Here is a 24,321-nt window from a genome sequence, read left to right as displayed (position 1 = left end):
CGATCGCCAAGGTCTTGAATGACGAGTTCGGCATCGTCAAAGGGTTGATGACGACCATTCACGCCTATACCCAGGATCAGAATCTGCAGGACGGGCCGCACAAGGATCTGCGCCGGGCGCGGGCGGCGGCGATCAACATCGTGCCGACCTCGACGGGGGCGGCCAAGGCCATCGGGTTGGTGCTGCCCGAGCTCAAGGGCAAGTTGGATGGGTATGCGTTGCGGGTGCCGGTGCCGACGGGGTCGGTGACCGACCTGACCGCCGAACTCGGCACAGCGGCCTCGGCGGCGGAGATCAACGCCGCGATGGCGGCCGCGGCCGAGGGGCCGCTGCGGGGGATTTTGAAGTACTACGACGCGCCCATCGTGTCGTCCGATATCGTCACCGACCCGCACAGTTCACTGTTCGACGCGGGCCTGACCAAGGTCATCGACAACCAAGCCAAGGTCGTGTCCTGGTATGACAACGAATGGGGCTACTCCAACCGCATCGCCGACCTGGCCGCACTGGTCGGCAAATCGCTGTAGACGGCACCCGAAGCCGGCGTCCTCAGGGTCAGTCCGCCCGCGAACCGGTCCAGCGAAACGGTGTCCGCAGCGCAATCACCTTCTCCGCCTTGTCATACCAGCCCTGCGGCGCATGCTGGCTGGTGTGCAGATAGCACTGCACCCGGACTTCCGCGCTGCCGGGAGTGAACGTCAACAACCGGCTCAGTGGCAGCGTCGTGATCGGCATGTGGTGCCGGCTCAATGAGGCGACGTTGAGAAACCAGGTGCCCCAGCGCTGTTCGATATGGCTCTTGCCGCCGAAATTGTCATCGGGATGGGTATGGGTGTGCCCGGCGATCCACAGCTGCACCCGGCCCGGGTGCTCGGCCAGAAACTGTTCGAAGGCACCGGAGTCCGGCTGACTGTCCACCCAGTACAGGTACGACGCGCCCTGTGGTGTGCCTTCCGTGAACGGCCGGTGGTAGTGCTCAACCAACCGGCCGTCGGTGTCGCGACGCACGCCTTCCCACTCGCCCGAGGCGACGGTGGTGTCCTTGAGGACGTAGTGGTGCACCGTCACGATGATCGCGTCGGGATTGGCCAGCACCATGTCTTTCCACCATCGGAACGTCTCGCCGCTGACCACTCCCCCCGGGTTGCCGCCCAACGTGCCGCGACCGACAGACTGGGTTGGTTCGTTGCGGTCACTCAGCATGAGAAACAGCAGGTTCCCCACCCGGAACGAGTAGTGCTGCCACACCCCGTCGACCGCAAAGGGCCGGCGGGCGTTGTCGACGCCGGACGACGCGGTGTGCTGTCCGAGCGGGTCGACCCATTTCTGCCACCACCAGGCCTCGGGTTCGTCCAGGCCACTGCGATCGTGGTTGCCGCACACGCTGTAGATGTCCTCGCGCCGATGGCGGCGCAGGCCGGCGAACTGCCGCCGCAGCTCACGCCCCTCGGCGTCGTCCGGCAGCTGGTGGTGGGCACCTGACATGTCGCCGACGTCGACCGCGATGTCCCAGTCGAACGCCGGGCCGCCGTCAGGGCCACCCGCCTCGGACTGCGAAATCGCCTCGGCCAGGCTGTCTCTGCCGAATCGCCGGTCGGTGCCCACATGGGCGTCGCCGAAGGCCCAGAGGCGAAATGGGTTCACGCCGCCGGTCATTCGTGGTCACCGTCGACCAGTCCCCAGTACCGGCGGATCTGTCTGTCCGCCAGGCCGAAAACGGAGTCGACGACGATGCCGATCACCAGCACGACGATCATGACGGCGATGGCCAGCGGCATGTCACTCATGTTCTGCGCGTTCTCCAGCAGAACCCCGATCGATGCGGTGCCCGCGACCATCACGACCAGTTCACCGGCCATGAGGCTCCGCCACGCGAACGCCCAGCCCTGCCGCAACCCGCTGACGAACGTCGGCAGTGACGCCGGCAGGATGACATGCCGGTACAACGCAAACCGCCTCAGCCCCATGGTCTTTGCCGCACGCAATTGCAGCGGTGGAATGTGGTCGGCACCCGAGATCACGCCGAGTGCCACACACGGCGCGGCACCGATGACGATGACGAACAGGATTGCCGAGGTGTCGAGGCCGAAGAAGATGATCGCGAAGGGAAACCAGGCGATGGCCGGCATCGTCTGCAGTCCGGTGATGATCGGACCAAAGGTAGTGCGCAGCAGTTTGTTTCGGGACAGGATGCTGCCGATGACCGTACCGATCAGCAGCGACAGCGCGAAACCGACGACGGCCCTGGCCATCGTCGTCGAAACCGCCTGCCACAACACCGGATCGTGCAGCTGCTGCCACAGGGTGGCACCGACCGCCAATGGGCCCGGCAAGATCACCGACGACTTCCAGCCGCTCAGACAAACGAGCTGCCACGCCCCCAACGCCACCAGCAGGGCCAGCGCCTTCGTCCATATCGATGCCAGCACCGACTGCAGCCGATCGCTCTTCTGACGTGACGGCCGAGCCAGATCGGCAACTCCGCTACCGACCACGATGACCGTTGCCTTCCTCGTGCAGCCGCGCCGTGATGTGTGCCGCCAGCTCAGCGACGTCGGCGGTGTTGATCTGACGAGGACGGGGTGCCGGCACCTGGAATTCTTCGACGACACGACCCGGTCGAGTCCCCAGGAGAATCACCCGATCAGCCAGCCGCACCGCTTCCCGGACATTGTGGGTCACGAAAACAACTGTCAGTCCACGCGATTCGACGATGCGCTCGAGTTCCTCGTGGAGCAGATCACGGGTCAGCGCGTCCAGCGCGCCAAAGGGTTCGTCCATCAACAGCACGTCGGCGTCCTGCGCGAGCGCGCGGGCCAGCGCAACCCGTTGCCGCATACCGCCGGACAACTGATGCGGACGCTTGCCGGCGAATTCGGTCAGCCCCACGGTGGCCAGCAGTCGCGCCACCCGTTCGCGGCGCACGTCCCGCGGCACCGCGCGCGCCCGCAGTGCCAGGTCGATGTTGGCTGCCGCCGTCAGCCAGGGAAACAGGGCCGGCTCCTGAAACATCAGCGCCACCCGGCGACCGAAAGTGTCGACCGCCCCGCTCGACGGCGCGTCCAGTCCGGCGATGATCGACAACAGCGTGCTCTTGCCGCAGCCGGAACTACCTACCAGACAGACGAATTCACCTTCTGCGACTGTCAGGCTGACCGGATCCAGCGCGGTCACCGCACCAGCGCCCTTTCCATAGCGCTTGGTCACCTCGGCCAGTTCCAATGCCTGCTGCGGTACCGGAGGCGGCGTCGGGACGGCCACGGTCATCTCACCGGCTTGTGCACAGCGGGTCACGCGGCGACCGCCGGTTTGCCCGACGCCGCGAGCACCGCGTTCAGTGGGGCCGGATCGAAGAGGCCGTCGATGTTCAGCGGCGGCAACAAGCCGATGGCGACGGCCTTGCTCACCTGTTCGCGCAGTGAAACGATCCCCGGATCGTTGGTGAACGTGGTCTCCTTGAACGACTCGGCCAGCACCTCCGGATCCAGCCCCTTGCCAAGCGTTTTCGCGAGTGCGGCATTGGCCGACTGCGCCGCGGCCGCGGGATCGGCACCGATCTTGTCGTTGGCCTGGACCTGGCCGCGCAGCAACCCCGCCACCGCGTCGGGATGCGCGGCGAGGAAGTCCTGACGCACGACCAGCACGGTGATGGTGTTCGGATCCGACCACAACCGCACGCCGCCGGCTTTGATCATCTGCACGTCGAACGGCGCGGAATCCAGCGCACCGGCGATCTGCTTGCTCACGAACTGCTGGACGATCGCCGATTCGGGGTTTGTCGGCTTGACCGAAACATCGCCGCCGCCCTGGGTGTCGGTCTTCAAACCGTTCTTGGCCAGCCAATCGCGGAGGCTGACGTCCTGGGTGCCACCGAGCGCCGGATCGGCCACCGTCTTGCCCCTGAGGTCCTGGGCCGACGTGATGCCCGGCTGGACGACCATCGAGGTACCACCACTGGCAGCGCCCGAAATGATCTTGATGGCTTGACCTTTCGATTTCTGCCAGGCATTGAAAGCCGGGTTGGGGCCGACGTATGCCGCGTCGAGGTGGCCCGACAACAGCGCGGTGATCTCTTCGGTGCCGGTGCTGAACGGTTGCGCGGTGAAGGTGACCCCAGAGCCGAGTTGGTGGGCGAACAGCCCGTCGTTGACGCCGATGAGCGCCGGCGCGTGCGTGACACGAGTCAGATAGCCCAGCCGCAATGGCACCGGCGACGGCGACGCCGACTTGGTCGGCGAAGAGCATCCGGCCACCGCGACGACGGCGGTGATGGCTGCGCCCAGCGCAAGCAGCCTGGTGAAATGACGATGAGAGAACACTGTTTTCCTTGGTGTCGATCGAGCGGGTGAGACGCGAGGTCAGGCCGGCTCGGGACATCGCGGCCGGCCGCCCGAACGGGTGACGAACAGCGGGCTGGTCCACACCTGATGGCCATCGGACTGGGTGGCGCGCACATACGTGGCGCTGGTGCCGTGTGGCAGGCCGAGCAGGAGGTCGCCGGTCACCGTGGTGGGCAGCGCGGAGAACTCGGCCACCCGTTCGGCACGCAGCCGCAGATTCAGTCCGCCCACAGCGGATTCGACGTGGCCGGCCCCGATCAACTCGGCACCCGAGAACTCGCGCTCCACGCGCAGGCCGTCCTCGTGCACCGACGCCTCGATTCGGAAGGCGGCCGCCGCGAGGTCGGCCAACCGCACCACGATGCCCGTGTCCGAGCCGTAGGTCGTGGTCCGCCAGCGCACGGTCTCGCCGGCCACATCGAAGCCCTGTTCCGGATGCGCTGCGGCCCAGGGCGTCACGTCCAGCAGCTCGGTGCCCGTCACCCGTACTTCGCCGGACCACGTCGCCCACCGGTAGCGGTCGCGGTGCCGCGCCCCACCCCACCGGATGCGAACGAGCTCGTCGGACAGTCCGGTTTCGGTGTGCAGGTTGCGCTGCCACAGGCGCCCCGTGCTGTCGTGGATGGCGATCTCGTCCCAGCCGGACGTGCCGTACAGCGCGTAGTTCAGGCTCAATTCGGTGTCTTCGGTGGCGATTTCGTCGCCCATCCAGGCGTCGCCGCTGCGCAGCAACGCGACAGCACGCGCGCCGGTCGTCGCCCACGTCCGACGGGCGCGCAGTGCGCGTCCCACGTCGGCTTTCGTGAGCTCCGGTGCGAGAACGCCTGTCAGGCCGCCGAATCCGCCGAAGATGTTCGCGCCGGGCGCCCCGCCGCCGGGGCGGCCACGGTGCTCGTCACTGGCGGCGCTGGCGCCCAGGCGCAGACCGCGGGCCAACGCGTCTTCCAGGAACCAGGGACTGCTCCCCCAGGACGAGTGCACCTCGATCAGCCGTTCCAGCTCGGGATGGTGCCAGTCCAGGATCGCGCGCCGCCCGCCCACATGCGGGATCAGGAGATACGAATCCGGGTCTTTCTCGTAGGCGGCGTAAAGCTCTGTGATGGGCCAGGTTTGGGGTGTCGGCACGGTGCTGGCCATCCCCTGGTGCCACTCCAGCGAGCGCGCCAGCGTGGTGTCTTCTCCGAGAAAGACGACGTTGTGGTCACCGCCGACACCAGCCGTGCCACACCACTCGACACCCGGATAGCAGACCAGGCTGCCGTCGCTCGAGATGGTCCGGCAGGCGTCGACCACATCGATCCAGGCCTCGTCGGTGATCTGAAAGTCGTTGGCGGTGTACCCGACAACGTCGAGCGCCCCGATATCACGGGCATAGCGCAGGTTCCAGGCGGTGTCCTGGGTGCCGACCGTGTCATTGGAATGGACGTGCAGGTCCGTGAAGAACGCGCGCGGGGCGGGCAGGTCGTCGATGACATCGACGATGGTGTCGGCGGCCCGCACCTCGGTGTGCGTTTCGGCGACGACCTGGATGTGCGCGGCGCGCGCCGGCACCACCAGCGACACACTCGCCCAACCGGCGGACGGTGTCTGCGCCTCGGCCACGGCAGCGCCGTCGATGTGCGCGCGCAACGTGGCAGCGGTATCAGCGCAGGCGTTGCCCCACCGGTCCTGCAGATGAGCGCGGAGCGTGACAGCGCCGGCGTCGCTGCGCACCAGCCGTGGTCCGCGCACCACCACCCGCTCGGGCGGGCCGGGCACGATCGCGAGTCGATTGACGCCGGCCCGGGCCATCCGGGAGGTACCCAGTGGGTCGACGAACAGATGGACTTCGAACTCGTCCTCGACGAAAGTCTGCACGCGGGTGCCCGGGCCGCCGAATCGGCGGTCCCCCAGCCGGATTTCGATCACGTCGCCGGGCCTGAGGTAGCCGTCAACCGCGTGGATCAGCAGCGATTTCTGGAACGGCCGCTCCCCGCCTTTGACGTCATAGCGGACGGCCAGCTGCTGCACGGTGGCCGCGCCGGCTTCGGAAGCACGCCCCACCAGCGACCGGCTGATCAATTGAGCGCCGGCGTAGTCGCGCCCGGCCGGATCAGCGGTCTGCAGGTCCCAGTCGGAGTAGTAGCGGAAGCACAGTTTGAGCCAGCCGCTGTCGGCGATACCCGAGCGGCCGACCGTGTAGGTGAAGACGATCTCCTCCACCGCGCCGGCGACCACCGACGTGTGCGAGCACCGCAGCTCGCCGAGGAAGGGCACCGCGTCGAATTCCGCTGTGATGGCATCCCGTACCGCCGCCACCGAGCAGTCGTTGCTGCGTAGCGGAGGCTGCGGACGGAGGGGAATCGCGCGGGACATCAACCCATCCTTTCCGCAACGCACCTAGGAGTCCAGTTAATAGATATGATGCGATTCATCATTGAAAGTGAAGACTGATGAATCTGCAGCAGCTCCATTACGTGGTCGCGCTGGCTGAAGCCAAGAGCTTCACCAAAGCGGCCGAGACCTCCTTCGTCGTGCAATCGGCGCTCAGCCAGCAGGTACGAAAATTCGAGGAAGAACTCGGCGTGACGCTCTTCGAGCGCACGACCCGCGCCGTCTCGCTCACCCCGGCCGGTGAGGCCCTCCTGCCGCTGGTGCACCAGGTGGTCGCCGGCATCGACCAGATCAAGGTCGACGCCCAGGCACTCAGCGGCACCGTCACCGGACGCCTGACCGTCGGGATGATGGAGGTGCCGTCCGAAAGCCTTGACGTCGCAACGCTGATGGCGACATTCCACGCCCGCTACCCGGACGTGAGCGTGACCCTGCGCAGCGGTGGCAGCGACGTCCTGCTGACCGCGACCCGCGACCGCAAGCTGGATGCGGCCATCGTCGGCTCCAACGTTTCCCCGGCCAGCGACCAGTTGGATTTCACCCACTTGTTCACCGAGTCGTTGATCGCGGTCATGCCGTGCGATCACCCGTTGACCGGACAGCCGGCGGTGTCGCTGACCGAACTGGCGGTACTGCCGTTCATCGACTTTCCCCTCGGATATGGCCTCCGGCACGAAACCGACCGCGGCTTCGCCGGCGTACCGCGACGAGTGGCCTTCGAGGTCACCCGCGTCGACGAGGTCGTGCACTTCGTGCGGCAGAACCTCGGTGTGGCGCTGCTGCCGGAATCGGTGGCGCGGACCCGCGCCGACAGCGACAGCACCCTGGCGCTGCGTCCTGTCACCGGTGTCGAGATGAACCGGCAGGTGCATCTGGTGGCACCGCGACCCCATCTGCGTTCGGCGGCATGCCAGGCATTCATCGCCTGCGTCCATGACCACCTGGCGACGCACTAAGCCGGGCCGGCGGCCGAAAAATACTCCCGCACAGCGGCTTCGAGGACCTGCACGGCGGTGACCATTCTGTCGATGCTGATGCTCTCGTCGTACACGGCCCACCCGTCGTCACCTGGGCCGAACGTGACCGCGGGAATGCCGACGTGGCGGAAGCGGATGGTGTCGTTGAAAGCAGGTTTTGTGTAGGTGCGGACGTCCTCGCCCGTCACACCGCGGTACGCGCCCTGGATCGCAGCGACGAGAGGATCGCCGCCCGTCAGCGGTACGGTGCCCGCGACAAATGTCGGGCCGGGCGCGAACTCGACGTCGACCTCGATGCCCTCGGGCCGGACGGCCGTCAAGCGGCGGTGAAACTCTTCGAGCAGTCGGCCGGCGGCGACATCCGGGCCGATGTTGACGGCCGCGACGCGGGCGCTCGCTTCCAATGGCGTGAACTGCGCCATGCCGGTCTCCCCCGCTTGCAGGCCCACCACCGAAACCGGCCAGTCGCCAACAGGATCGGCGGCGATGCCGGACAGGAACTCGGCGAGAAACAGCGCCGGATTGACGCCGGTATCGGGTCGCCAGATGTGGCTCGACCGCCCGCGGGCCGTGATGTCGAGCAGCGCATGACCGGTCTGTGCCACCGCCAGGGCGATACCGCTGCGGCCGCCCTCGGTCCACGCCGTCGGCTCGACCGTGATGGATGCGTCAGGGCGCAAACCGTGTTCGTCGACCAGGTACTTGGACCCTTCGATGCCGTTGCGTTCCTCGTCAACGGTCAGGACCACCAGCAGCGTCCCGTACTCCGGCGGGTCGTCGACGATCCGGTTGGCCGCGGTCAGGAGCGCCGCGAGGTTGGCGCGGGTGTCCGACGTGCCGCGTGCATAGATCCGGCCGTCCGATTCGACTGCCGAATAAGGGTTTCCGGCGCAGACGAGCCAGCGGCTCGGCGGTCCGGACGGGTAGGTGTCGAGGTGATCGTTGAGCATGAGGGACGGGCCGGCGCCGAAGCGCTTCGTCGCCACCACATTCGGCCGCTGCGGGGTGCGACCCACCAGTTCGACGGTGAAGCCCCACTCGCGCAACAGCTCACCCACCGGGCGTGCGATGCGCTCCTCCTCCGGCGGGCGACTCGGACCGTCGAGGCTGTTCTCGCACCACGGCTGGCCGGCGGCCACCAGGCGAGTGGTGAGTTCGACGAGTTCACGCCGGTCCACGACGGCGTCGACGGCGGCGCGGGTCATGCGCGAATCTCGCTGTCGATCAACGCCCGCAGCCCGTCGTTGTCCCGGCCTTGTGCCAGCCCGAGCGTCACCAACAGGCGTGCGCGGTGTGGCGAGATCCCGGCAGCCAACTGCGCACCGTGCTCGACGAGACCGGCCACGCCACCGGGGTATCCGTACACCGGAGCGACCCGACCGTCGGCAGCCCGGGTGGTGAGCACGACGAACCTGCCGCCGTCGATCAGTTCCTCCACTGCCGCAGCCTGTTTCGGCGGTAGATTGCCGGCACCGTTCGCCGCCACCACGATCGCGCGCTGCGCATCTCCGGCGGCACGGAACACCGAGCCGTCATCACCCAACGCAGCCAGCAGCACGGGCACCGGCCGAATCGGACCCGTGGGATCGCCGTGGCTCGTGAGGCGTTGCTGGGACCGGTGCCACTGGACTTGGCCGCCGACGACGTATCCGATGGGTCCTCGCCCCGGTGCATCGAAGGCGTCGCGCACAACCCCCGAGACCTTCACGGCCTCACGGCCATCGAAAATCTTGCCGGCGAACACCACCACGGGATCGATGTCCGCTCCGGACGACGCCACCGCCAGCGCGTCCGCGAGGTTGGCGCGGCCGTCACTGTCATGCCGTGTGCCGAGAATCATCGAACCGGTGACCACCACCGGCACCGACCAGTTCTCCCGATAGGACAACCAGGCCGCCACCTCTTCGATGGAGTCGGTGCCCGTGGTCACGACGATGCCGGCGGCGCCGTCGGCGACCAGTTCGCGCGCCCGGGCCACCAGGCGTTCCAGTAGGTCGAAGTCGACCTCGGACCCACCGACCAGTGCGAGGCTCTCGGCGCCGGAGAAGCCCGCCACCGTCTCGGAGAGCTCGACCGCGCCGGTGACGGGCACCGCGCCCTGCGCAGTCTGGTGCATGGAGATGGTGCCGCCCAAGCCGAGCAGGTATGCCCCGCTCATGAATTGCTCTCCGTCACAAAGGATCCGACGATGACGTTCTGGTAGTCCGGGATGTGCTGGTCGGCAGGAATGCGCCCGATGCTCTGTGCCCACCGGGCCCGATCGGCGAGGTCGCCGGCCAGTTCGGATCCGAGGTGCGTCTGGTATTTGAACTCCGACGAGACCTGGTTGATCAGGCTGTTGTCGAGTCCTGTTGCTTTCGCGACCGCGGCCAGCGCGGCCGGATCTTTGCCGGACAGCGGCGCATCGGCATTGCGGATGGCCGCCACGAACTTGCCCACCGCCTGCTTCTTCGACTCGAGAACGTTCGCGTTGGCCAGGTAGAGGCTGTGCTGGTTGTACTTCTGCTTGCCCTGCAGCTCAATTGCGTCGCCACCCAGTGCCGCAACCGCTTTCGCCAGTGCGGGTTGGAAGACGGCGATCGCGTCGACGTTGTGGTTGGTGATCGCGGTGACGATCTCCGCCGGTCCGGTCTGGATCAGATCCGCCTTCACGTTCGCTTCGGACAGGAACCGGCTGGCGAAGTAATGTGCGCTGCTGCCCAGAGGCACTGCGATCTTGCGGCCGGCCAGGTCGGAGATCGAGTCGATCCCGGCCGAGCGGCGCGCGACGAATCTACCCTCCGGCCAGATGGCTCCGTCTGCGAAGACCCGCAGATTCGGATTCTTCAGTGCCGCAGCCGATGTGGGGACATCGCCGCCGTTGGCGACATCCACAGCGCCGCCGGCCAGTGCCTCGAGCGCTGCGGCGCCCGTCGGGAACGGGACGATCTTGACGTTGACGCCATGCTGCTTGAAGTATCCGAGATCGTTGGCCACGGGCACCTGCGCCCACGACGGGTCGACCACCCATGCCAAGGTGAGCGAGTCCGCTGCACTGTCCTTATTCGAACTACCGCAGCCCACAACCCCCAGGACCGCAAGCGCGGCAACGACTATCGCGGCAATTTTCCGATGTGTGTTCATCCGTGTTCTCCCGAGGTGAGGGCCGGCTGCTGCCCATGCAGCAGGTCGTGCAGTCGACGGCGCAGTGCTGCGTAATCGTCGAATTCGGCGAGGCGGCTCGCGGGCCGAGGTCGCGGCAGCGGGTTGCTCAGGTGGTCGGCGACGGCGCCGGTGTGATCCATCACGACAATCGAGCATGCGATGCGGATTGCCTCGTCGACATCGTGCGTGACGAAGACGACGGTCGGCCTGCTGCGCTCCCACAGCTCGACCACCAGGTCTTGCATCTGCTGGCGCGTCAGGGCATCCAGCGCACCGAAAGGTTCGTCCATCAACAACACTCGCGGGCTGTTCGCCAGGGCGCGCGCGATTCCGACGCGCTGCCGCATGCCACCCGACAGCTCGTGTGGACGCTTGTGCACGACTTCCGGCGCGAGACCGACCGCACTGATCAACTCGGCGATCCGGTCGCGCCGGTGCGCCCGGGGCACGTTCGCCGCGCGTAGCGCGAACCCGACGTTGCTCCCGACAGAGGCCCAGGGGAACAGGACGTCGCGCTGGAAAACGACGCCGCGCTCACGTCCCGGTCCGGTCACTGGCTCCCTCCCGAAGGTCACCGAACCTGTTGTCGCCCGGACGAATCCGGCGATCACGTTCAACAAGGTCGATTTGCCGCAACCCGACGGCCCGAGGATCGCCAGGAATGCTCCGGACTCGATGGTGAGGTCGAGGCCGTCGATGACGGGACGGTCCGCACCCGGATACCGCACTGTCAGCGAGCGGACCGCGATGTCGCCGGCGGTCACGACTGTTCCTTCGCCCAGCGCACCGTGCGGCGCGTGACCTGGTGGAACAGTTGATCGGCGAGGGCGCCGACGATACCCAGCGCACCGAGACAGACGAACAACCGGTCGGGCTGGCTGAACAGGCGCGCCTGGTCGAGCCGGAAGCCGAGCCCCTCGGTGACACCGGACTGCTCGGATGCCACGATCAGGATGAGGGAGGTCGCGATGCCCTGGCGCAGACCGGTGAGCACCGACGGCAGGGCGCCCGGCAGCACGACGTTGGTGAACGTCAACAACTTTGACGCGCCGAGCGATGCGGCCACCCGCAGATGGTCCTCGCGCGTCGCGGCGATCCCGGCGTACGTGTTGACCCACACCGGGAAGAAGACGCCGAGGCTGGTGAGGAACAGCTTGGATTCTTCACCGATGCCGAACCACAGGATCGCCAACGGCACCAGAGCAATAGCCGGGATGGGCCGGACGATCTGGATCGTGGGTTCCAACAGGCCCCGGGCAATGCGGGATCGGCCCGTGAGGGCGCCCACCACGATGGCGATCAGCGATCCGACGACGAAGCCCTGGAGGGCCCGCCGAAAGCTCGCGGCGGAATCGGCCAACAGCGTTCCATCGCTGTACATCTCACGTGCGGCGTGCACAACCTGCGCGGGTGCGGGCAGGAGCCGAGCGGAGAAGAGCTCGAACCGCACCGCGGCGTCCCAGCCGATGATGACAGCGACGAGGCTCAGGATCGGCAAGGCGGACAACAGCGCCATCCGGGCGAGCTCACCGCGACTGCGCCGGCGCCGTTGGGCTCCGGCCGTACTACCAAGGGGAACTGCTGTGGGCACGCCGCCCGAGCGGAGCGCGCCAGAACCGCGTGCGGGTGCCGATACCATCCATCTTCCCTTGCTGACCTGCGTGACGGCCCGCAACGTAACACCGGCGTCGCCGGGATCCGGTGTGCCGACGGCACCACAGCGCCGTCAACGCCACCGAAGCGTCACTGGCCGAATCGACTCAGACCTGCAGTAATTCGCCAGCGGTCGCGCCGCCGTGGCGCGTTTCGATCCTTCTGATCCGATGGTCGGAGTACCCACGTGGTGGCCGGCGGTCCAGTCGCGCCGGGAAGTGACTCTCGCGCGCACAGCAGGTTCATGCGCGCGTTCGCGGCACTACGGTTTCGGCATCGACGCGATCGGCAGGAGGTTTCGCCGGGCGAACTGTTCGACCTGTTCATACGTCTCCAGCGGTGTCAGCACCACCGGCGTGAGCAGGATCGAATGGGTGATCCGGACAAGGATTTCGGCCCGTGCGAGCAGTTCGGGTTCCGGGACTGCCGCAACGTCCGGGCCGCGGAGCACTTCGGCGGTCGCCGCGACGGCCCCGGCCAGCAGCGGAGAGCCATCGAGGGTCAGCCGCGGCAGCACCGTGTCGGGCTCGATGTCGAGAAGCCGGTTCCAGACCGCGTTCGTGCGCACCGTCTGGATCGTCGTCGCGAAACTATGAACCACTCGATCCGCGAAATTATCTGTGCGCGCTGCAGCGGCGCGCACAGCTTCGAACAGCTTCTGGGATTCCCGGACGAGTACCGCCGTGACGATCTCGTTCTTCCCACCGACCCGTCGATAGATCGTGACTCGACCCAACCCCGCGCGTTGGGCAATTTCATCGACGGTCGCCCGCCGGATCCCGATCTTGGCGAAGACGTCCAACGCGGCATCGAGGATCTCGTCGACGCCCTCATCACGAGCCGTGTCGAGCGCGAAGAGATCGGTGTGCACGCACCTGACCATAGTCGACGCTGCAACATTGAAACAATTGTATGTAGTGTGTTTCACTGTAGCACGAAGGACTCAGTGGCGAGGAAGGCGTGTGATGGCGAGCAAGAAACCGGGACGAGTGGTACGCGAGTACAACGACGAGGCACTGGCGATCAACGCCCGCCACGTCCACTTCGATTGGTCCGGCGTCCCGTTGGAGTACATCCCGGGCGAGCCCTATGCCACTCATTTTTGGAACGTGATGCACCTGGTCTTGCCAGAAGGTGAGCGGGCCATGGCCGATGTCTTCAGCCAGGCCCTGCCATTCATCGACGACGAGCGCCTCAAAGAGGAAGTCATCGGATTCGTCGGGCAGGAGGCGACGCACGCAGCCTCACACGAGGGTTTCCGCAATTACCTGCGCTCACACGGTGTCGAGGTCGGGGTGGTTCTACGTCGCATCGAGTTCGCGGTGGAGAAGATCTTCGGCGACCACGGGATCACCGGCCCCGCGCGCAAGGCGTGGTTGAGTGAGCGCCTCGGGGTCTATGCGGCGGCCGAGCATTTCACCGCCGTCATCGGTGAATGGCTGCTGGACAACGAGGCCTTCGATCGCGCCGGTATCGACCCGACGATGCTCGACCTGCTGCGCTGGCACGGCGCCGAGGAACTCGAACATCGCAATGTCGCATTCGATGCCTACCAGTACGTCGACGGCGGCTACGCCCGCCGCGCGCGTACGGCCATTATCGCGTGTTCGGGCCTTGCGCTTCTTTGGTTTTCGACGGCATCGCATCTGTACCGCAACGACTCGACGGTGCAACGCCGGCGTCCGTGGCCCTTCGAGTACATGCGCGCCGCCCATCGCGGATTGGTGCCGGGGGTATCGTTCCTGTTCTCGCAGATGTACTTCTATCTACGGCCCGGTTTTCACCCGTCGACGATGGGCGACATCAGCAAGGCGGTGCGCTACCTGGCGTCATCGCCCGCGGCGCAGGCGGCACACGCATGAGCGATGTCCTCGACCAGCGCACATCCGTCCATGACCCGACCCCCACGCTCAGGGCGATGGGGCAGCTGGCCCGCGGCTATTCGCGGTTGTTCACCGAGAGCCGGATCGCGGACCGCTTGTCACCGGCGCGCCCGGTACACCGGGCGGGATACGACGCGCGGCTCGAAGTTGTTGCGGCGGAACGCGTAGCCGACGACGTGGTCGGTCTGACCTTGAGCCGGCCCGACCGGTCACCGCTCCCCCGGTGGACACCGGGTGCGCACATCGATGTGTTCACCCCCTCTGGCCGGCAACGGCACTACTCGCTGATGGGAGACCAAGGCGATTGCGTCCACTACCGGATCGCGGTGCGGCTGATCCCCGACGGCTCGGGTTCCGCCGAACTGCACTGCGTCCGGGTCGGCGACACGCTGCGGATCCGGGGACCCCGCAACGCGTTCAGTCTTGCCCCCGCTGACGAGTACGTGTTCATCGCCGGCGGGATCGGCATCACGCCGATCTTGCCCATGGTGCGCGCGGCGGCATCCGGACCGTCCCCCTGGCGCCTTGTCTACACAGGGCGTTCGCGTGCATCGATGCCCTTCATCGACGAGCTCACCGAACTCGGGCGCGACCGGGTGCTGATCCGGCCCGACGACCAGTACGGCACACCGGATCTCGCCGAATTGTGCGCGCCTGCTTCATCCCGCGCGGCGTTCTATGTGTGTGGCCCGCCCGCCATGATCGACCGGGCCCGCGATGTCGCCACCGCCGCGACCGAGGCGGGCCGCACCGCAGAGTTCCACAGCGAACGATTCAGTGCCGCGCCGATCGTCGACGGCAGAGCATTCATCATGAAGCTCACCGAATCGGGACTCGATGTCCACGTCGCCGCCGACGAGTCTGCTCTCGCTGCGATCCGCCGCGTCAAGCCGGATGTGCCGTACTCATGCCAGCAGGGTTTCTGCGGAGCTTGCCGCGTGCGACTGGTGGACGGCGCTGTCGAGCACCGGGATCGGGTGCTGACTCCCGACCAGCAGGACGACTCGATGATGATCTGCGTCTCCCGCGCCCAGCGTGACTCGATCTCCGTCGCGCTCTAGTCATGCACTGGCACTCAACAAGGACACACCAATGACGAAACCCACGCCCACACATGTCCATACCGCGATCATCGGTGCCGGATTCGGCGGGATCGGCGCGGCGATGCGGCTCAAAGATTCCGGCGACAGCGACTTTCTCGTGTTCGAGCGGGCGGCCGACATCGGTGGGACGTGGCAGGCGAACACCTATCCGGGAGCGCAGTGCGATATCCCGTCGGTGTTGTACTCGTACTCTTTTGCCCCGAATCCGGACTGGACCCGTCTCTATCCGTTACAGCGAGAACTGAAGTCCTACATCGAAAGATGCGTCGACGACGGTGGCATCCGGCCACATATTCGGCTCGGTCACGATGTCACCGACGCGTCCTGGGATGACATGGGGCAGGTGTGGCAGATCGTCGCGCGCGGTCAGCGTTTCACCGCGACCGTTCTGATCGTCGCCACCGGGCCGTTCAGCGAACCGTCGATCCCGGATCTTCCAGGACTCGAGGACTTCTCGGGCCCGGCATTTCACTCCGCACAGTGGCGTCATGACGTCGACCTTCATGGAAAGGCGGTCGGTGTCATCGGCACCGGTGCTTCGGCCGTGCAATTCATCCCGCAGATTCAGCCCGATACCGCCAAACTGGTCGTCTTCCAGCGAACCCCGACGTGGATCCTGCCGCATCCGGACCGCCCGGTCGGGCCCGCGGTGCGTTCGGTGTTCCGCACGGCCCCATTCGTCCAGCAAGCGGCACGCGCGGCGGTAAGCCTGGTCCAGGAAGCGATGGTGCCCGGTCTGGTGCATCTCCCGGCGCTGCTGCAGCCGATGGCAGCCGCCGGGAAGTGGCATCTCCGTCGGCAGGTCCGGGATGAGAACCTCCGGGAAAAGCTGACACCGCGGTACGCGTTCGGATGCAAACGCCCGACGTTCTCCAACACCTACTACCCCGCGCTGGCGGCGGACAACACCGTCGTCGAGACCTCGGCGATCCGGCGGGTCACCACGGACGGCATCGAAACCGCCGACGGTGTACACCATCGCCTCGATGCCATCGTGTTCGGAACCGGGTTCAAACTGGCCCACAACGAGGGCTTCACCCGGATCCACGGCCGAGATGGTCGCAGCCTCGCACAGGTGTGGGCCGGCGGAGAGATGAAGGCGCACTTGGGCACCGTCATTCCGGGTTTTCCGAATCTCTTCATGATTCTCGGTCCGAACTCGGTGGTCTATACGTCGCAGATCGTGACGATCGAAGCACAGCTCGACTTCGTGCTCGACGCCATCGCGCAGATGCGCCACCGCCGGATCCGCAGTATCGAGGTTTCCGATGGCACCCTCGACAACTTTGTCGAGCACGTCGACCGGCGTCTTGCAGACTCGGTGTGGAACTCGGGTGGTTGCCAGAGCTACTACTTGAGCCCGTCCGGGCGCAACTTCACCTTCTGGCCGGGTTTCGTCTTCACATTCCGACGCCAGATGCGCCGAGTTCGCCTCGCGGAGTTCGACATCCGCTACGCGACCGTGCCGCCCGCGTCCGCCGACATCGAGTTGGTGGTCGGACGATGACCGCACGTGCAGCGATGAATCTTTCTGGCGCAGTGGTTTTCGTCACCGGCGCGGCACAGGGCATCGGGTTCGAAGCAGCTTCCCGGTTCGTCGCGGCCGGTTCCCGGGTGGTCCTCGTCGACGTCGATGAGGAGAAACTCGGGAAGGCCCGGGCACAGCTGGGCAACGACAGCATCAGCGTCGTCGCCGATGTACGCGATGCCGGGGCCTTGACCGCGGCAGCCGACCAGGTGGTGCAGACCTGGGGACGCATCGATGTTGTGGTCGCCAACGCCGGCGTCACACCACCGCCGGCGACCCTGCGCACCATCGAACCCGATGTGTTCCAACGGGTCATCGACATCAATCTGCTGGGTGCGGTACGCACGGTGCGCGCGACAACCGAGCACATCATCTCCAGTCGCGGACACATTCAGCTCATCGGGTCGTGCGCCGCGTTCGCACCGGGTATGGGCGGCGCGGCATACATGATCAGCAAGGCCGGGGTCGAGCAGCTCGGGCGGGCGCTACGGATCGAGCTGGCGGCGCATGGGGTGACGGTCGGAATCTCCTACTTCGGAATTGTCGACACGGCGCTGGCCCGCACGACGCTCGACGACGATCCCATGGGCCAACGGATCGGCGAATTGCTGCCCTGGCCGTTGAACCAGCGCATCGACGCCGGCCAGGCCGCCGCGAGCATTGTCGACGCAGTCGGCCGGCGCAAAGCCAGTAGCACGGTTCCGCGAGTATGGATGCCCTACGCCTGGCTTCGCGGTGTCATCAATGTGGTCCTCGACCAACAACTCGCGGCCAATCCGGCGGTGGCCAGCATCATCCGGCAACTGGAGCGATAACACGCTGTCCCGCAGTGGAAAACCGGTCACCACCCAGCACCAGCCGAACGCACCGCCCCCAGAAATGAGAGGAAACGATGGTCACCACCTCCGACGTGCACGGCCTGCACACCAAAATGGCCGGGCTGCTGGACCGCTCGCTGGAGCAGAGCACAGGCGAGACCCGGTTGGAGCTCTACCACCGCATCGTCGACCAGCTTGTTGCCGACGAGGCACGGATTCTGCGGGCGCTGTCAGACGGCACCACGTCTCCCCTCGTCAACGTCTACGCGCAGTCGCGCCGGTGGTCGTTGCCTCGAGCCGTCCTGACCAATACATCGCTGATCGGCCGCACCGCAGGCGTGACACTGCCGACCATGGTGCCGATGTACGTCGCCAATCTGCTGCGGCTCGGTCTGGTTGAAATCGGGACACAGGCAGCCGGATCCGCGCCCGGCTACGAAGTGCTCATGGCCGAGCCCGGCGTCATGCGCGCCATCGCCGATGCCCACAGGGTGCGGCAGTCCATTCGGGTGGAACGGCTCAGTCTGCGCCTGTCGGACCTGGGTCGCGAGCTGTGGACGGCAACGATGAGCGGCAAGTAGCGCCACCGCGCACGACTTGTCGAACTACCTGGGCCACAACGCGTTCCGCCACAGTGCCGACACCGCATCGGTGGCGCGATCGAGGTGGCCGGACTGGGTGGCGATGCGCGCGGGCGCGCACCCGGCGACCGTCGCTGTGGTCAGGACACGTACCAGCGCAGGAAGGTCGGTCGAGATCGGTTGGGCGCCTTGATGTACTTCGGCCGACACGATCTCCACGATGCGGCCAGTGATCGCCTCCTCTACACCGGCGACGATTTCGGCGATCTCCGGTTCATAGCCTGCCGATGCGCGACACGACGCCCACACCGGATCGTCGGCCGCCAGAGCGGCACGGATCCCGGCGATGACACGTGCGATCAAAGCCGGCGTGCACTCTCCCGGTATCCGCAACGCGAACGATTGATCGAGCATCGCGGCAGTGGTACGTCCGTTCAGCAGTTCCGCCAGAGCGGAGTACTTGGATTCGAAATAGAAATAGAACGCGGTTCGGGTGACGCCGGCCTGCCGAGTGATCGCCTGCACCGAAACCTCGGAAATCGGGTTCCGATCCAGCAGCGCGCGCAGCGCCGTCAAGATCGCCGTACGGGCGTGATCACCACGGTTGGTGGTGCTCGTGCGGTCACGAGCGACGGCGCTCGGACTGTCAGTGGCCGTCAAACTCACCGGACAGCAAGCACCATCCGGTTGACGTCGGGTTGCCAACAACACGGCTCTCTTTCTGTCGGACAAGGCATTTCGCTTACCGCCGCACTCCTCGAACGCGGTGGGCATGACCACACGGCCGTCGCGATTGAAACAATCATACGCAATATGTTCTACTGTTTCAGCCTGAGCCATTGCGGCCGCACCCCCGGTCCGGACCCGCCTGGCACTGCTGCGAGAAGGGTTTGTGATGAGCGAAAGTCTGTGCGCGCATTTCCAACGGCGCGTTGCCGAGCTCGGCCACAGCGCGGCGATCTGCCGCGCCGACGGCACAGTGGCGTTGACATGGTCGCAGTACGGCGACCGGGTTCAACGGGTGGCCGCGGGATTGGCCGCGCTGGGTGTGCGCCGTGGCGATGTGGTGGCGATGATGCTCACCAATCGCGCGGAGTTCCACGTTGTCGACGCCGCGGCGATGCACCTTGGTGCGGTCGGCTTTTCGGTGTACAACACGAGCACCGCTGCGCAGATCACGTACCTGTTCGAGAACGCCCGGCCGGCAGTCGTGGTCAGTGAGGCGCAATATCTGGAGAAGGTGCTCGCCGCCTCATCGGGCACCGATGTGCGCCACGTGATCTCCGTCGACGAGCCGAACCACGGTGTGCTCACCCTCGACGAGGTAACTGACGGTGGTGCTGACGACTTCGACTTCGACGCCGCTTGGAAGGCCGTTCAGCGCGACGACATCCTGACCCTCATCTACACCAGCGGGACCACAGGGCATCCCAAAGGCGTCGAGCTGACGCACGGCAATCTGCTGTACCAGCTCGAGGTGATCCCCAGTGTGGTCGGCAATCTCACCGGCGGGCGAGTGCTGTCCTATCTGCCCGATGCGCACCTGATCAATCGTTGGATCGGCCAGTACGCGCCGATGTACTTCGGCCTCACGGTCACCGATGTCGACGACCCGAAGGGGCTGATCGACGTACTGGGCCGCGTGCACCCGACATTCTTCGTCGCGGTGCCGATGCTCTGGTACAAGATTCGCGCTCGAGTCGAGTCGCTCATCGCCGAGCAGGCCGGACCGGCAGGCGCGCTCGCACGGTGGGCACTGGCGGCCGGCAAGAAGAAGGCGGGAGCCACCCTGGCCGGAGGCCGGTTGGGACTGCTCGACGAAGCCGCCGCCGCCGCGGCAGATGTGCTGGTGTTATCGAAGATTCGGGCCCGCCTCGGGATGGATCAACTGAGCGCTGCCGTGTCGGGCGCCGCACCCATCGACGTTTCCGTACTCGAGTTCATGCTTGCGGTCGGTGTTCCCGTGTTGGAGGCCTGGGGCATGTCGGAGACCTCCGCGGTGACAACCGTCAACCCGAGAGACCGGCTCAAGCTCGGCACTGTGGGTAAACCGATCCCGGGCACGCAGCTCAAACTGGCCGCCGACGGCGAGATACTGGTCCGTGGGTGTGGAGTGATGCGCGGATACCGCCGCGATCCCGGCCGCACCGCGGAGATCCTCGATGCCGACGGCTGGATCCACACGGGCGACATCGGCTCGCTCGATGCCGAGGGGTATCTGCGCATCGTCGACCGGAAGAAGGAGTTGATCATCAACTCCGGCGGAAAGAACATGTCCCCCAGCAACATCGAGGGCGCACTGAAAGCGGCCAGCCCCCTGATCGGCGCCGTCGCCGCCATCGGCGACAATCGTCCACACATCGCGGCGCTGATCACGCTCGACCCCGATGCTGCCGCTGATTTCGCCTCCCGGCATGGATTCGGCGGCGCCGGCGTCGATGATCTGGTCGGCCACGAGGCGACACAGCGAGCTGTGTCTGATGCGGTGGCGTCGGCTAACACCCGGCTGTCCCGGGTAGAGCAGATTCGAAGTTGGAAGGTCCTGCCGCAGTATTGGATTCCCGGTGGGGATGAGCTGACGCCGACGCTCAAGCTGCGCCGCGCACCCATCGCCGAAAAATATGCCGCACAGATCGACGCGCTGTACGCGCGTTGAACGAGAGGAACAAGACAGTGACCCACGCATCGACGCACGAACTCGCCGACCTGGCCGGTTTGGCCCGCGACTTCTTCACCAAGGAAGTCGCCCCCCGTCATGAGGAGTTCGCCGCCGCCGGAGAGCCCGACCGCGCGTTGTATCGCCGTGCCGGCGACTTGGGGTTGCTACTGATGTCGATACCGGAGGAATTCGGCGGCGGTGGGGCAACTTTCGCGCACGAGGCGGTGCTTTTTCGGGAACAGGCCCATGCCGGTGATCTGTCCATGCAGTTGGGCGTGCACGCGGGCATCGTCCCGCATTACCTGAACGCCTACGCCAGCTCCGAGCAGAAGCTGCGCTGGCTGCCCAAACTCGCCGCCGGCGAGTGGATCGGCGCGATCGCCATGACGGAACCGGGTACTGGGTCGGACCTGCAGGCCATTTCGACGCGGGCGGTGCGCGTGGGAGACGAATACGTCATCTCCGGCGCCAAGACGTTCATCTCGAACGGTGCGACATGCGACCTCATCATCATCGCGGCCAAGACCGATCCGCAGCAGGGTGCAGCCGGATTGTCGCTGTTCGCGGCCGAGGTTCGCGACGACACTCCGGGATTCCAGCGCGGTCGCAAGTTGAAGAAGATCGGCCAGAAAGGGCAGGACACCACCGAACTGTTCTTCGATGAACTCCGCGTCCCCGCGGAAAACCTGCTCGGTGGCGTCGAGGGTCGCGGCTTCATCCAGCTGATGCAGCAGTTGCCGCAGGAGCGGCTGATCGTCGGCGTCGCCGCACTGGGAGCGGTCGAAGCCGCCTACGACCACACGCTGGCGTACGTCAAGGAACGCCACGTGTTCGGTAAACCCCTTTTCGCCCTGCAGAATACGCGTTTCGAGCTGGCCGACATCGCCACCGTGATCGACGTCATGCGTACATTCGTCGACGACGCGATTCAGCGTCACATCCGCGGCGAACTCGACGTCAAACGCGCCGCGCAGATCAAACTCTGGTGCTCCGATCAACAGACGCAAGTGGTCGACCGCTGCCTGCAACTACATGGCGGCTACGGATACATGGAGGAATACCCCATCTCCCGACTGTTCGTCGACAGTCGGATCTCTCGGATCTACGCCGGCGCCAACGAGGTCATGAAGGACCTCATCGCTCGTCATCTCTAGTCCGGCACGACAACGCGGTAGCTGCCCGAGCACAGTGACCGAGACCGACCCGGTCAGCCGCCGTACTGCGGCTTCAGCTGACCCGCCAACGCAGCCAACGGGACGTTGGCCACAACGGTGCCACCGTCCATGGACCAACTGAAACGGTCCCGCGGGCTGGGGCTTTCGCGGGACAGCGGCTGGTCCGGCATGTAGAGGCGCAGTGAATCACCGGTGAGCGCGAAGGCACGGTAGTTGCCCGAATATCCGGGGCCGTCACCGTCGGGCTGGAACTCCTCCACGGTGAACGGATAGGTGCCCGGCGCATGCGGCGGCGCGGCCGCGTCGAGCACCGGCGGCAGGATCGGTGCAGCCGCGGCCGAAACCGCCTGGTTCGCATTGACTCCCGGCCGGAACAGGTCCGGGAGGTACAGTCGGCGGCCGGTATTCATGTCGAAGAGGAATGACCGATAGGCGTTGTTGGATTGGATACCGAAGGGCTCGAACGTCTCGTGCACCACCACCGACTGCAGCCCACCGGGCCCCGGGATGATCTCGTAGTCGGCGCGCGCACTGCTGTCCCGCGGCGTGGTGTTGCCGGTCGCACGCCAGCCGTTGAACAGCCGCGTGTAGTAGTCGCGTAATACCGGTCCGGCGGTCGGGTTGTCGATCAGTTCGGCCGGAACCCGCAGCGTCAGAAGCATTTCCGCTTCGCGCTGAGACTTGACCACCGCAGTGCAGGCGCCGCCGTCCCAGACCGCGCCGAGCCCGGCACAGAAGCCCTCGATCGCAGCATGGGCGGAGGGGGAGCCGGCAAAACACGTCGTAGCAACAACTGTGGTTCCCACGGCAGCCAGCGCCGCCCGGACTCTACTTGCCACGCTTACCGTCCGCTCCGGCGAGCAGCACCTCGGCCGCCAGCCACCTGTCGCCCACCTTGCGCATCGTCATCGACACACTGACGTAGTCGGTCCGCTTCTCTTTCACGCCGGCACTGGTGACGTCCTGCTTCACCGACAGCAGCACGTCGACGTCGTCGCCGCGCACGTCCTTGACCGCAGCGTCCTCGACCACACCCGTCGTGCCGACCTTGTTGTCGATCAGCATCTTTCGCATGGTGGCCGCGGCCTTGCTGTACGCGTCCTTGAACTCGCCCGTCGCGCCGCCGAGCACGTCCGCGAAGTTCTTGTCGATCGTGTTCTGGTCGGTGGTGGTCAGCATGACCGCGTAACTGCGCGCCGCCGCAAGAGCTTCCGCCGCTTCGGCGTCGCGCTGATGCTGGGCGTAGAGCAGTGCCCACGCGGTGCCCGCCGCCACCGACAGTGCGATGATCACGACAGCCACCACCCAGCAGAGGCTGCGCCGGATGGCATACGTTTTCGGGGCCTTGGGCTCGGTGAGCTCGGCCGGCGTGAACGGCTCGGCCTCGTCGGCCACCTCGTCCACGTCGACGCCGGCGACCTCGGTTTCCTTGCCGGTCACAGGATTTCGACCCTACTGGCCAGCCAGCGGTCGCCGACCTTGTCCATGGTCATGTCGATGCGGTTGCGGTCGATGCGCGGGCTCGGGTTGTTCGCGTTGGTGATCGACTGGTCGACGAATAGCAGCACCTCGACCTTGTCGGGCGTCGCCGACTTGACCGCGGCCGCGACGACAATGCCCGTCCCGGAGGCCTTGTTGTCGATCAGGACCTGCCGCAGCTGCGTGGCGCCCTGACTGTAGGCATCCTTGAACTCACCGGTGGAACCGTCGAGCGACTTGCGGTAGTTCTCGTCGATGTTCTTTGCGTCCAACGTGGTCAGTACCACGGCGTAGTCCTTGGCCGCCTGCAGCGCCGCGGCACTCGCGGCGTTGACCTGGTACTGCTCGTACTGCCGCCAGCCCAGAAAGCCCAGCCCGGACACCAACAGCGCGAACAGCAAGGCACACACCACCGCGGCCAGCCCGACCCGGCGCTTCGACGCCGCCGCAGCCGGTTCCGCGTTCTCCGCAGCCGCGGCCGCCCCCGTCACCTCGGCGGCAGCGGCCTCACCCGACGGTTCGGCCCCTTCGGTCTCGGTGTCGTGCACCTGGTCGAATACATCGGCACTGGCAGTTCGTTTACTCATCACTTCTCGCGTGTCTCGTGG

The 24,321-nt window shown here is 66.2% G+C and carries 24 protein-coding genes; 9 read left to right on the top strand and 15 right to left on the bottom strand.

What is annotated here, in order from left to right:
* Positions 1-527, top strand: a 527-nt coding sequence (locus tag QRN63_RS16905) for a type I glyceraldehyde-3-phosphate dehydrogenase (RefSeq protein ID WP_502888148.1), incomplete at its 5' end; no start/stop codon positions are given.
* A 28-nt stretch (positions 528-555) separates the two neighbouring features.
* On the opposite strand, the gene QRN63_RS16900 is transcribed toward QRN63_RS16905, so the two are convergent.
* The 5 genes from QRN63_RS16900 to QRN63_RS16880 form a co-directional block, all read right to left on the bottom strand.
* Entirely contained in the window at positions 556-1,656 is a 1,101-nt protein-coding gene (locus QRN63_RS16900) for a metallophosphoesterase (protein WP_285031834.1), read from the bottom strand.
* Positions 1,653-2,495 carry an ABC transporter permease gene (locus tag QRN63_RS16895; protein ID WP_267316242.1) on the bottom strand — a complete coding sequence of 281 codons (843 nt, stop codon included), beginning with the start codon at positions 2,493-2,495 and terminating at the stop codon, positions 1,653-1,655. The genes QRN63_RS16900 and QRN63_RS16895 overlap by 4 nt, the downstream gene beginning before the upstream one ends.
* A complete protein-coding gene (locus QRN63_RS16890) occupies positions 2,485-3,222 on the bottom strand; it encodes an ABC transporter ATP-binding protein (RefSeq protein ID WP_350224453.1) in 738 nt (245 codons plus the stop codon). Before QRN63_RS16890 ends, QRN63_RS16895 begins: the two co-directional genes overlap by 11 nt.
* Before the next feature lie 68 nt (positions 3,223-3,290).
* Entirely contained in the window at positions 3,291-4,319 is a 1,029-nt protein-coding gene (locus QRN63_RS16885) for an ABC transporter substrate-binding protein (RefSeq protein WP_285031831.1), read from the bottom strand.
* A gap of 39 nt (positions 4,320-4,358) precedes the next feature.
* Positions 4,359-6,695, bottom strand: coding sequence for a CehA/McbA family metallohydrolase domain-containing protein (locus tag QRN63_RS16880; protein ID WP_285031830.1), 2,337 nt, complete (start codon positions 6,693-6,695; stop codon positions 4,359-4,361).
* A gap of 77 nt (positions 6,696-6,772) precedes the next feature.
* Between QRN63_RS16880 and QRN63_RS16875 the strand changes: the two genes are divergently transcribed.
* The gene (locus tag QRN63_RS16875) at positions 6,773-7,669 is read left to right on the top strand and encodes a LysR family transcriptional regulator (protein WP_267316238.1); all 897 of its coding nucleotides are present in this window, start codon (positions 6,773-6,775) and stop codon (positions 7,667-7,669) included.
* Here QRN63_RS16875 and QRN63_RS16870 read toward each other — a convergent pair.
* The 6 genes from QRN63_RS16870 to QRN63_RS16845 all read right to left on the bottom strand — a co-directional run bounded on the left by QRN63_RS16870 (position 7,666) and on the right by QRN63_RS16845 (position 13,358).
* The gene (locus tag QRN63_RS16870; RefSeq protein WP_285031829.1) at positions 7,666-8,895 is read right to left on the bottom strand and encodes a M20 family metallopeptidase; all 1,230 of its coding nucleotides are present in this window, start codon (positions 8,893-8,895) and stop codon (positions 7,666-7,668) included. The genes QRN63_RS16875 and QRN63_RS16870 overlap by 4 nt on opposite strands.
* Positions 8,892-9,848, bottom strand: a complete 957-nt coding sequence (locus QRN63_RS16865) for an asparaginase (RefSeq protein WP_285031828.1) — start codon at positions 9,846-9,848, stop codon at positions 8,892-8,894. The genes QRN63_RS16870 and QRN63_RS16865 overlap by 4 nt, the downstream gene beginning before the upstream one ends.
* Positions 9,845-10,813: an ABC transporter substrate-binding protein gene (locus QRN63_RS16860; protein WP_285031826.1), complete on the bottom strand. Its 969-nt coding sequence runs from the start codon at positions 10,811-10,813 to the stop codon at positions 9,845-9,847. Before QRN63_RS16860 ends, QRN63_RS16865 begins: the two co-directional genes overlap by 4 nt.
* Entirely contained in the window at positions 10,810-11,598 is a 789-nt protein-coding gene (locus tag QRN63_RS16855) for an ABC transporter ATP-binding protein (RefSeq protein ID WP_285031825.1), read from the bottom strand. Before QRN63_RS16855 ends, QRN63_RS16860 begins: the two co-directional genes overlap by 4 nt.
* Complete coding sequence (locus QRN63_RS16850; RefSeq protein ID WP_285031824.1) at positions 11,595-12,350, bottom strand: ABC transporter permease; 756 nt, start codon at positions 12,348-12,350, stop codon at positions 11,595-11,597. The genes QRN63_RS16855 and QRN63_RS16850 overlap by 4 nt, the downstream gene beginning before the upstream one ends.
* Before the next feature lie 399 nt (positions 12,351-12,749).
* Positions 12,750-13,358 (bottom strand): TetR/AcrR family transcriptional regulator, encoded by a 609-nt coding sequence (locus QRN63_RS16845; RefSeq protein ID WP_285031823.1) that lies wholly within the window; start codon positions 13,356-13,358, stop codon positions 12,750-12,752.
* 94 nt (positions 13,359-13,452) lie between these two features.
* Between QRN63_RS16845 and QRN63_RS16840 the strand changes: the two genes are divergently transcribed.
* From QRN63_RS16840 to QRN63_RS16820, 5 genes are all read left to right on the top strand, one after another.
* Entirely contained in the window at positions 13,453-14,349 is an 897-nt protein-coding gene (locus QRN63_RS16840) for a metal-dependent hydrolase (RefSeq protein ID WP_285031820.1), read from the top strand.
* Positions 14,346-15,431 carry a PDR/VanB family oxidoreductase gene (locus QRN63_RS16835; protein ID WP_285031818.1) on the top strand — a complete coding sequence of 362 codons (1,086 nt, stop codon included), beginning with the start codon at positions 14,346-14,348 and terminating at the stop codon, positions 15,429-15,431. Before QRN63_RS16840 ends, QRN63_RS16835 begins: the two co-directional genes overlap by 4 nt.
* Before the next feature lie 31 nt (positions 15,432-15,462).
* Positions 15,463-16,980 carry a flavin-containing monooxygenase gene (locus QRN63_RS16830; protein ID WP_285031816.1) on the top strand — a complete coding sequence of 506 codons (1,518 nt, stop codon included), beginning with the start codon at positions 15,463-15,465 and terminating at the stop codon, positions 16,978-16,980.
* The gene (locus QRN63_RS16825) at positions 16,977-17,816 is read left to right on the top strand and encodes a short-chain dehydrogenase/reductase (RefSeq protein WP_285031815.1); all 840 of its coding nucleotides are present in this window, start codon (positions 16,977-16,979) and stop codon (positions 17,814-17,816) included. The genes QRN63_RS16830 and QRN63_RS16825 overlap by 4 nt, the downstream gene beginning before the upstream one ends.
* Positions 17,817-17,893: 77 nt before the next feature.
* On the top strand, positions 17,894-18,400 hold the full coding sequence (locus QRN63_RS16820) for an Abi-alpha family protein (RefSeq protein WP_285031814.1): 507 nt from the start codon (positions 17,894-17,896) through the stop codon (positions 18,398-18,400).
* Positions 18,401-18,424: 24 nt separating this feature from the next.
* Here the strand turns inward: QRN63_RS16820 and QRN63_RS16815 are convergent, their stop codons facing one another.
* Positions 18,425-19,240, bottom strand: a complete 816-nt coding sequence (locus QRN63_RS16815; protein ID WP_285031813.1) for a TetR/AcrR family transcriptional regulator — start codon at positions 19,238-19,240, stop codon at positions 18,425-18,427.
* Positions 19,241-19,295: 55 nt separating this feature from the next.
* On the opposite strand from QRN63_RS16815, the gene QRN63_RS16810 reads away from it, so the two are divergent.
* Both QRN63_RS16810 and QRN63_RS16805 read left to right on the top strand, forming a co-directional pair.
* Entirely contained in the window at positions 19,296-21,056 is a 1,761-nt protein-coding gene (locus QRN63_RS16810; protein ID WP_285031811.1) for an AMP-dependent synthetase/ligase, read from the top strand.
* 17 nt (positions 21,057-21,073) lie between these two features.
* The gene (locus QRN63_RS16805; RefSeq protein ID WP_285031810.1) at positions 21,074-22,213 is read left to right on the top strand and encodes an acyl-CoA dehydrogenase family protein; all 1,140 of its coding nucleotides are present in this window, start codon (positions 21,074-21,076) and stop codon (positions 22,211-22,213) included.
* 53 nt (positions 22,214-22,266) lie between these two features.
* On the opposite strand, the gene QRN63_RS16800 is transcribed toward QRN63_RS16805, so the two are convergent.
* From QRN63_RS16800 to QRN63_RS16790, 3 genes are read right to left on the bottom strand one after another with little or no spacing between them, the layout of a single operon-like run.
* The gene (locus tag QRN63_RS16800; RefSeq protein ID WP_285031809.1) at positions 22,267-23,040 is read right to left on the bottom strand and encodes a hypothetical protein; all 774 of its coding nucleotides are present in this window, start codon (positions 23,038-23,040) and stop codon (positions 22,267-22,269) included.
* 22 nt (positions 23,041-23,062) lie between these two features.
* Positions 23,063-23,674: an Rv1363c family protein gene (locus QRN63_RS16795; protein WP_285031808.1), complete on the bottom strand. Its 612-nt coding sequence runs from the start codon at positions 23,672-23,674 to the stop codon at positions 23,063-23,065.
* Positions 23,671-24,300, bottom strand: a complete 630-nt coding sequence (locus QRN63_RS16790) for an Rv1363c family protein (protein WP_285031807.1) — start codon at positions 24,298-24,300, stop codon at positions 23,671-23,673. The genes QRN63_RS16795 and QRN63_RS16790 overlap by 4 nt, the downstream gene beginning before the upstream one ends.
* Positions 24,301-24,321 lie beyond the last annotated feature (21 nt).

Origin of the sequence: Mycolicibacterium sp. lyk4-40-TYG-92, assembly GCF_030209435.1 — a bacterium.
GTDB lineage: Bacteria > Actinomycetota > Actinomycetes > Mycobacteriales > Mycobacteriaceae > Mycobacterium.
This window is presented reverse-complemented; position numbering and strand designations above follow the sequence as displayed.

Bases quoted from the DNA above. Each gene is read 5' to 3' on its own strand.
- QRN63_RS16900 (WP_285031834.1), bottom strand. From the start codon at position 1,656: ATGACCGGCGGCGTGAACCCATTTCGCCTCTGGGCCTTCGGCGACGCC.
- QRN63_RS16880 (WP_285031830.1), bottom strand. From the start codon at position 6,695: ATGTCCCGCGCGATTCCCCTCCGTCCGCAGCCTCCGCTACGCAGCAAC.
- QRN63_RS16875 (WP_267316238.1), top strand. From the start codon at position 6,773: ATGAATCTGCAGCAGCTCCATTACGTGGTCGCGCTGGCTGAAGCCAAG.
- QRN63_RS16870 (WP_285031829.1), bottom strand. From the start codon at position 8,895: ATGACCCGCGCCGCCGTCGACGCCGTCGTGGACCGGCGTGAACTCGTC.
- QRN63_RS16865 (WP_285031828.1), bottom strand. From the start codon at position 9,848: ATGAGCGGGGCATACCTGCTCGGCTTGGGCGGCACCATCTCCATGCAC.
- QRN63_RS16860 (WP_285031826.1), bottom strand. From the start codon at position 10,813: ATGAACACACATCGGAAAATTGCCGCGATAGTCGTTGCCGCGCTTGCG.
- QRN63_RS16850 (WP_285031824.1), bottom strand. From the start codon at position 12,350: ATGGCGCTGTTGTCCGCCTTGCCGATCCTGAGCCTCGTCGCTGTCATC.
- QRN63_RS16840 (WP_285031820.1), top strand. From the start codon at position 13,453: ATGGCGAGCAAGAAACCGGGACGAGTGGTACGCGAGTACAACGACGAG.
- QRN63_RS16835 (WP_285031818.1), top strand. From the start codon at position 14,346: ATGAGCGATGTCCTCGACCAGCGCACATCCGTCCATGACCCGACCCCC.
- QRN63_RS16830 (WP_285031816.1), top strand. From the start codon at position 15,463: ATGACGAAACCCACGCCCACACATGTCCATACCGCGATCATCGGTGCC.
- QRN63_RS16825 (WP_285031815.1), top strand. From the start codon at position 16,977: ATGACCGCACGTGCAGCGATGAATCTTTCTGGCGCAGTGGTTTTCGTC.
- QRN63_RS16820 (WP_285031814.1), top strand. From the start codon at position 17,894: ATGGTCACCACCTCCGACGTGCACGGCCTGCACACCAAAATGGCCGGG.
- QRN63_RS16815 (WP_285031813.1), bottom strand. From the start codon at position 19,240: ATGGCTCAGGCTGAAACAGTAGAACATATTGCGTATGATTGTTTCAAT.
- QRN63_RS16810 (WP_285031811.1), top strand. From the start codon at position 19,296: ATGAGCGAAAGTCTGTGCGCGCATTTCCAACGGCGCGTTGCCGAGCTC.
- QRN63_RS16790 (WP_285031807.1), bottom strand. From the start codon at position 24,300: ATGAGTAAACGAACTGCCAGTGCCGATGTATTCGACCAGGTGCACGAC.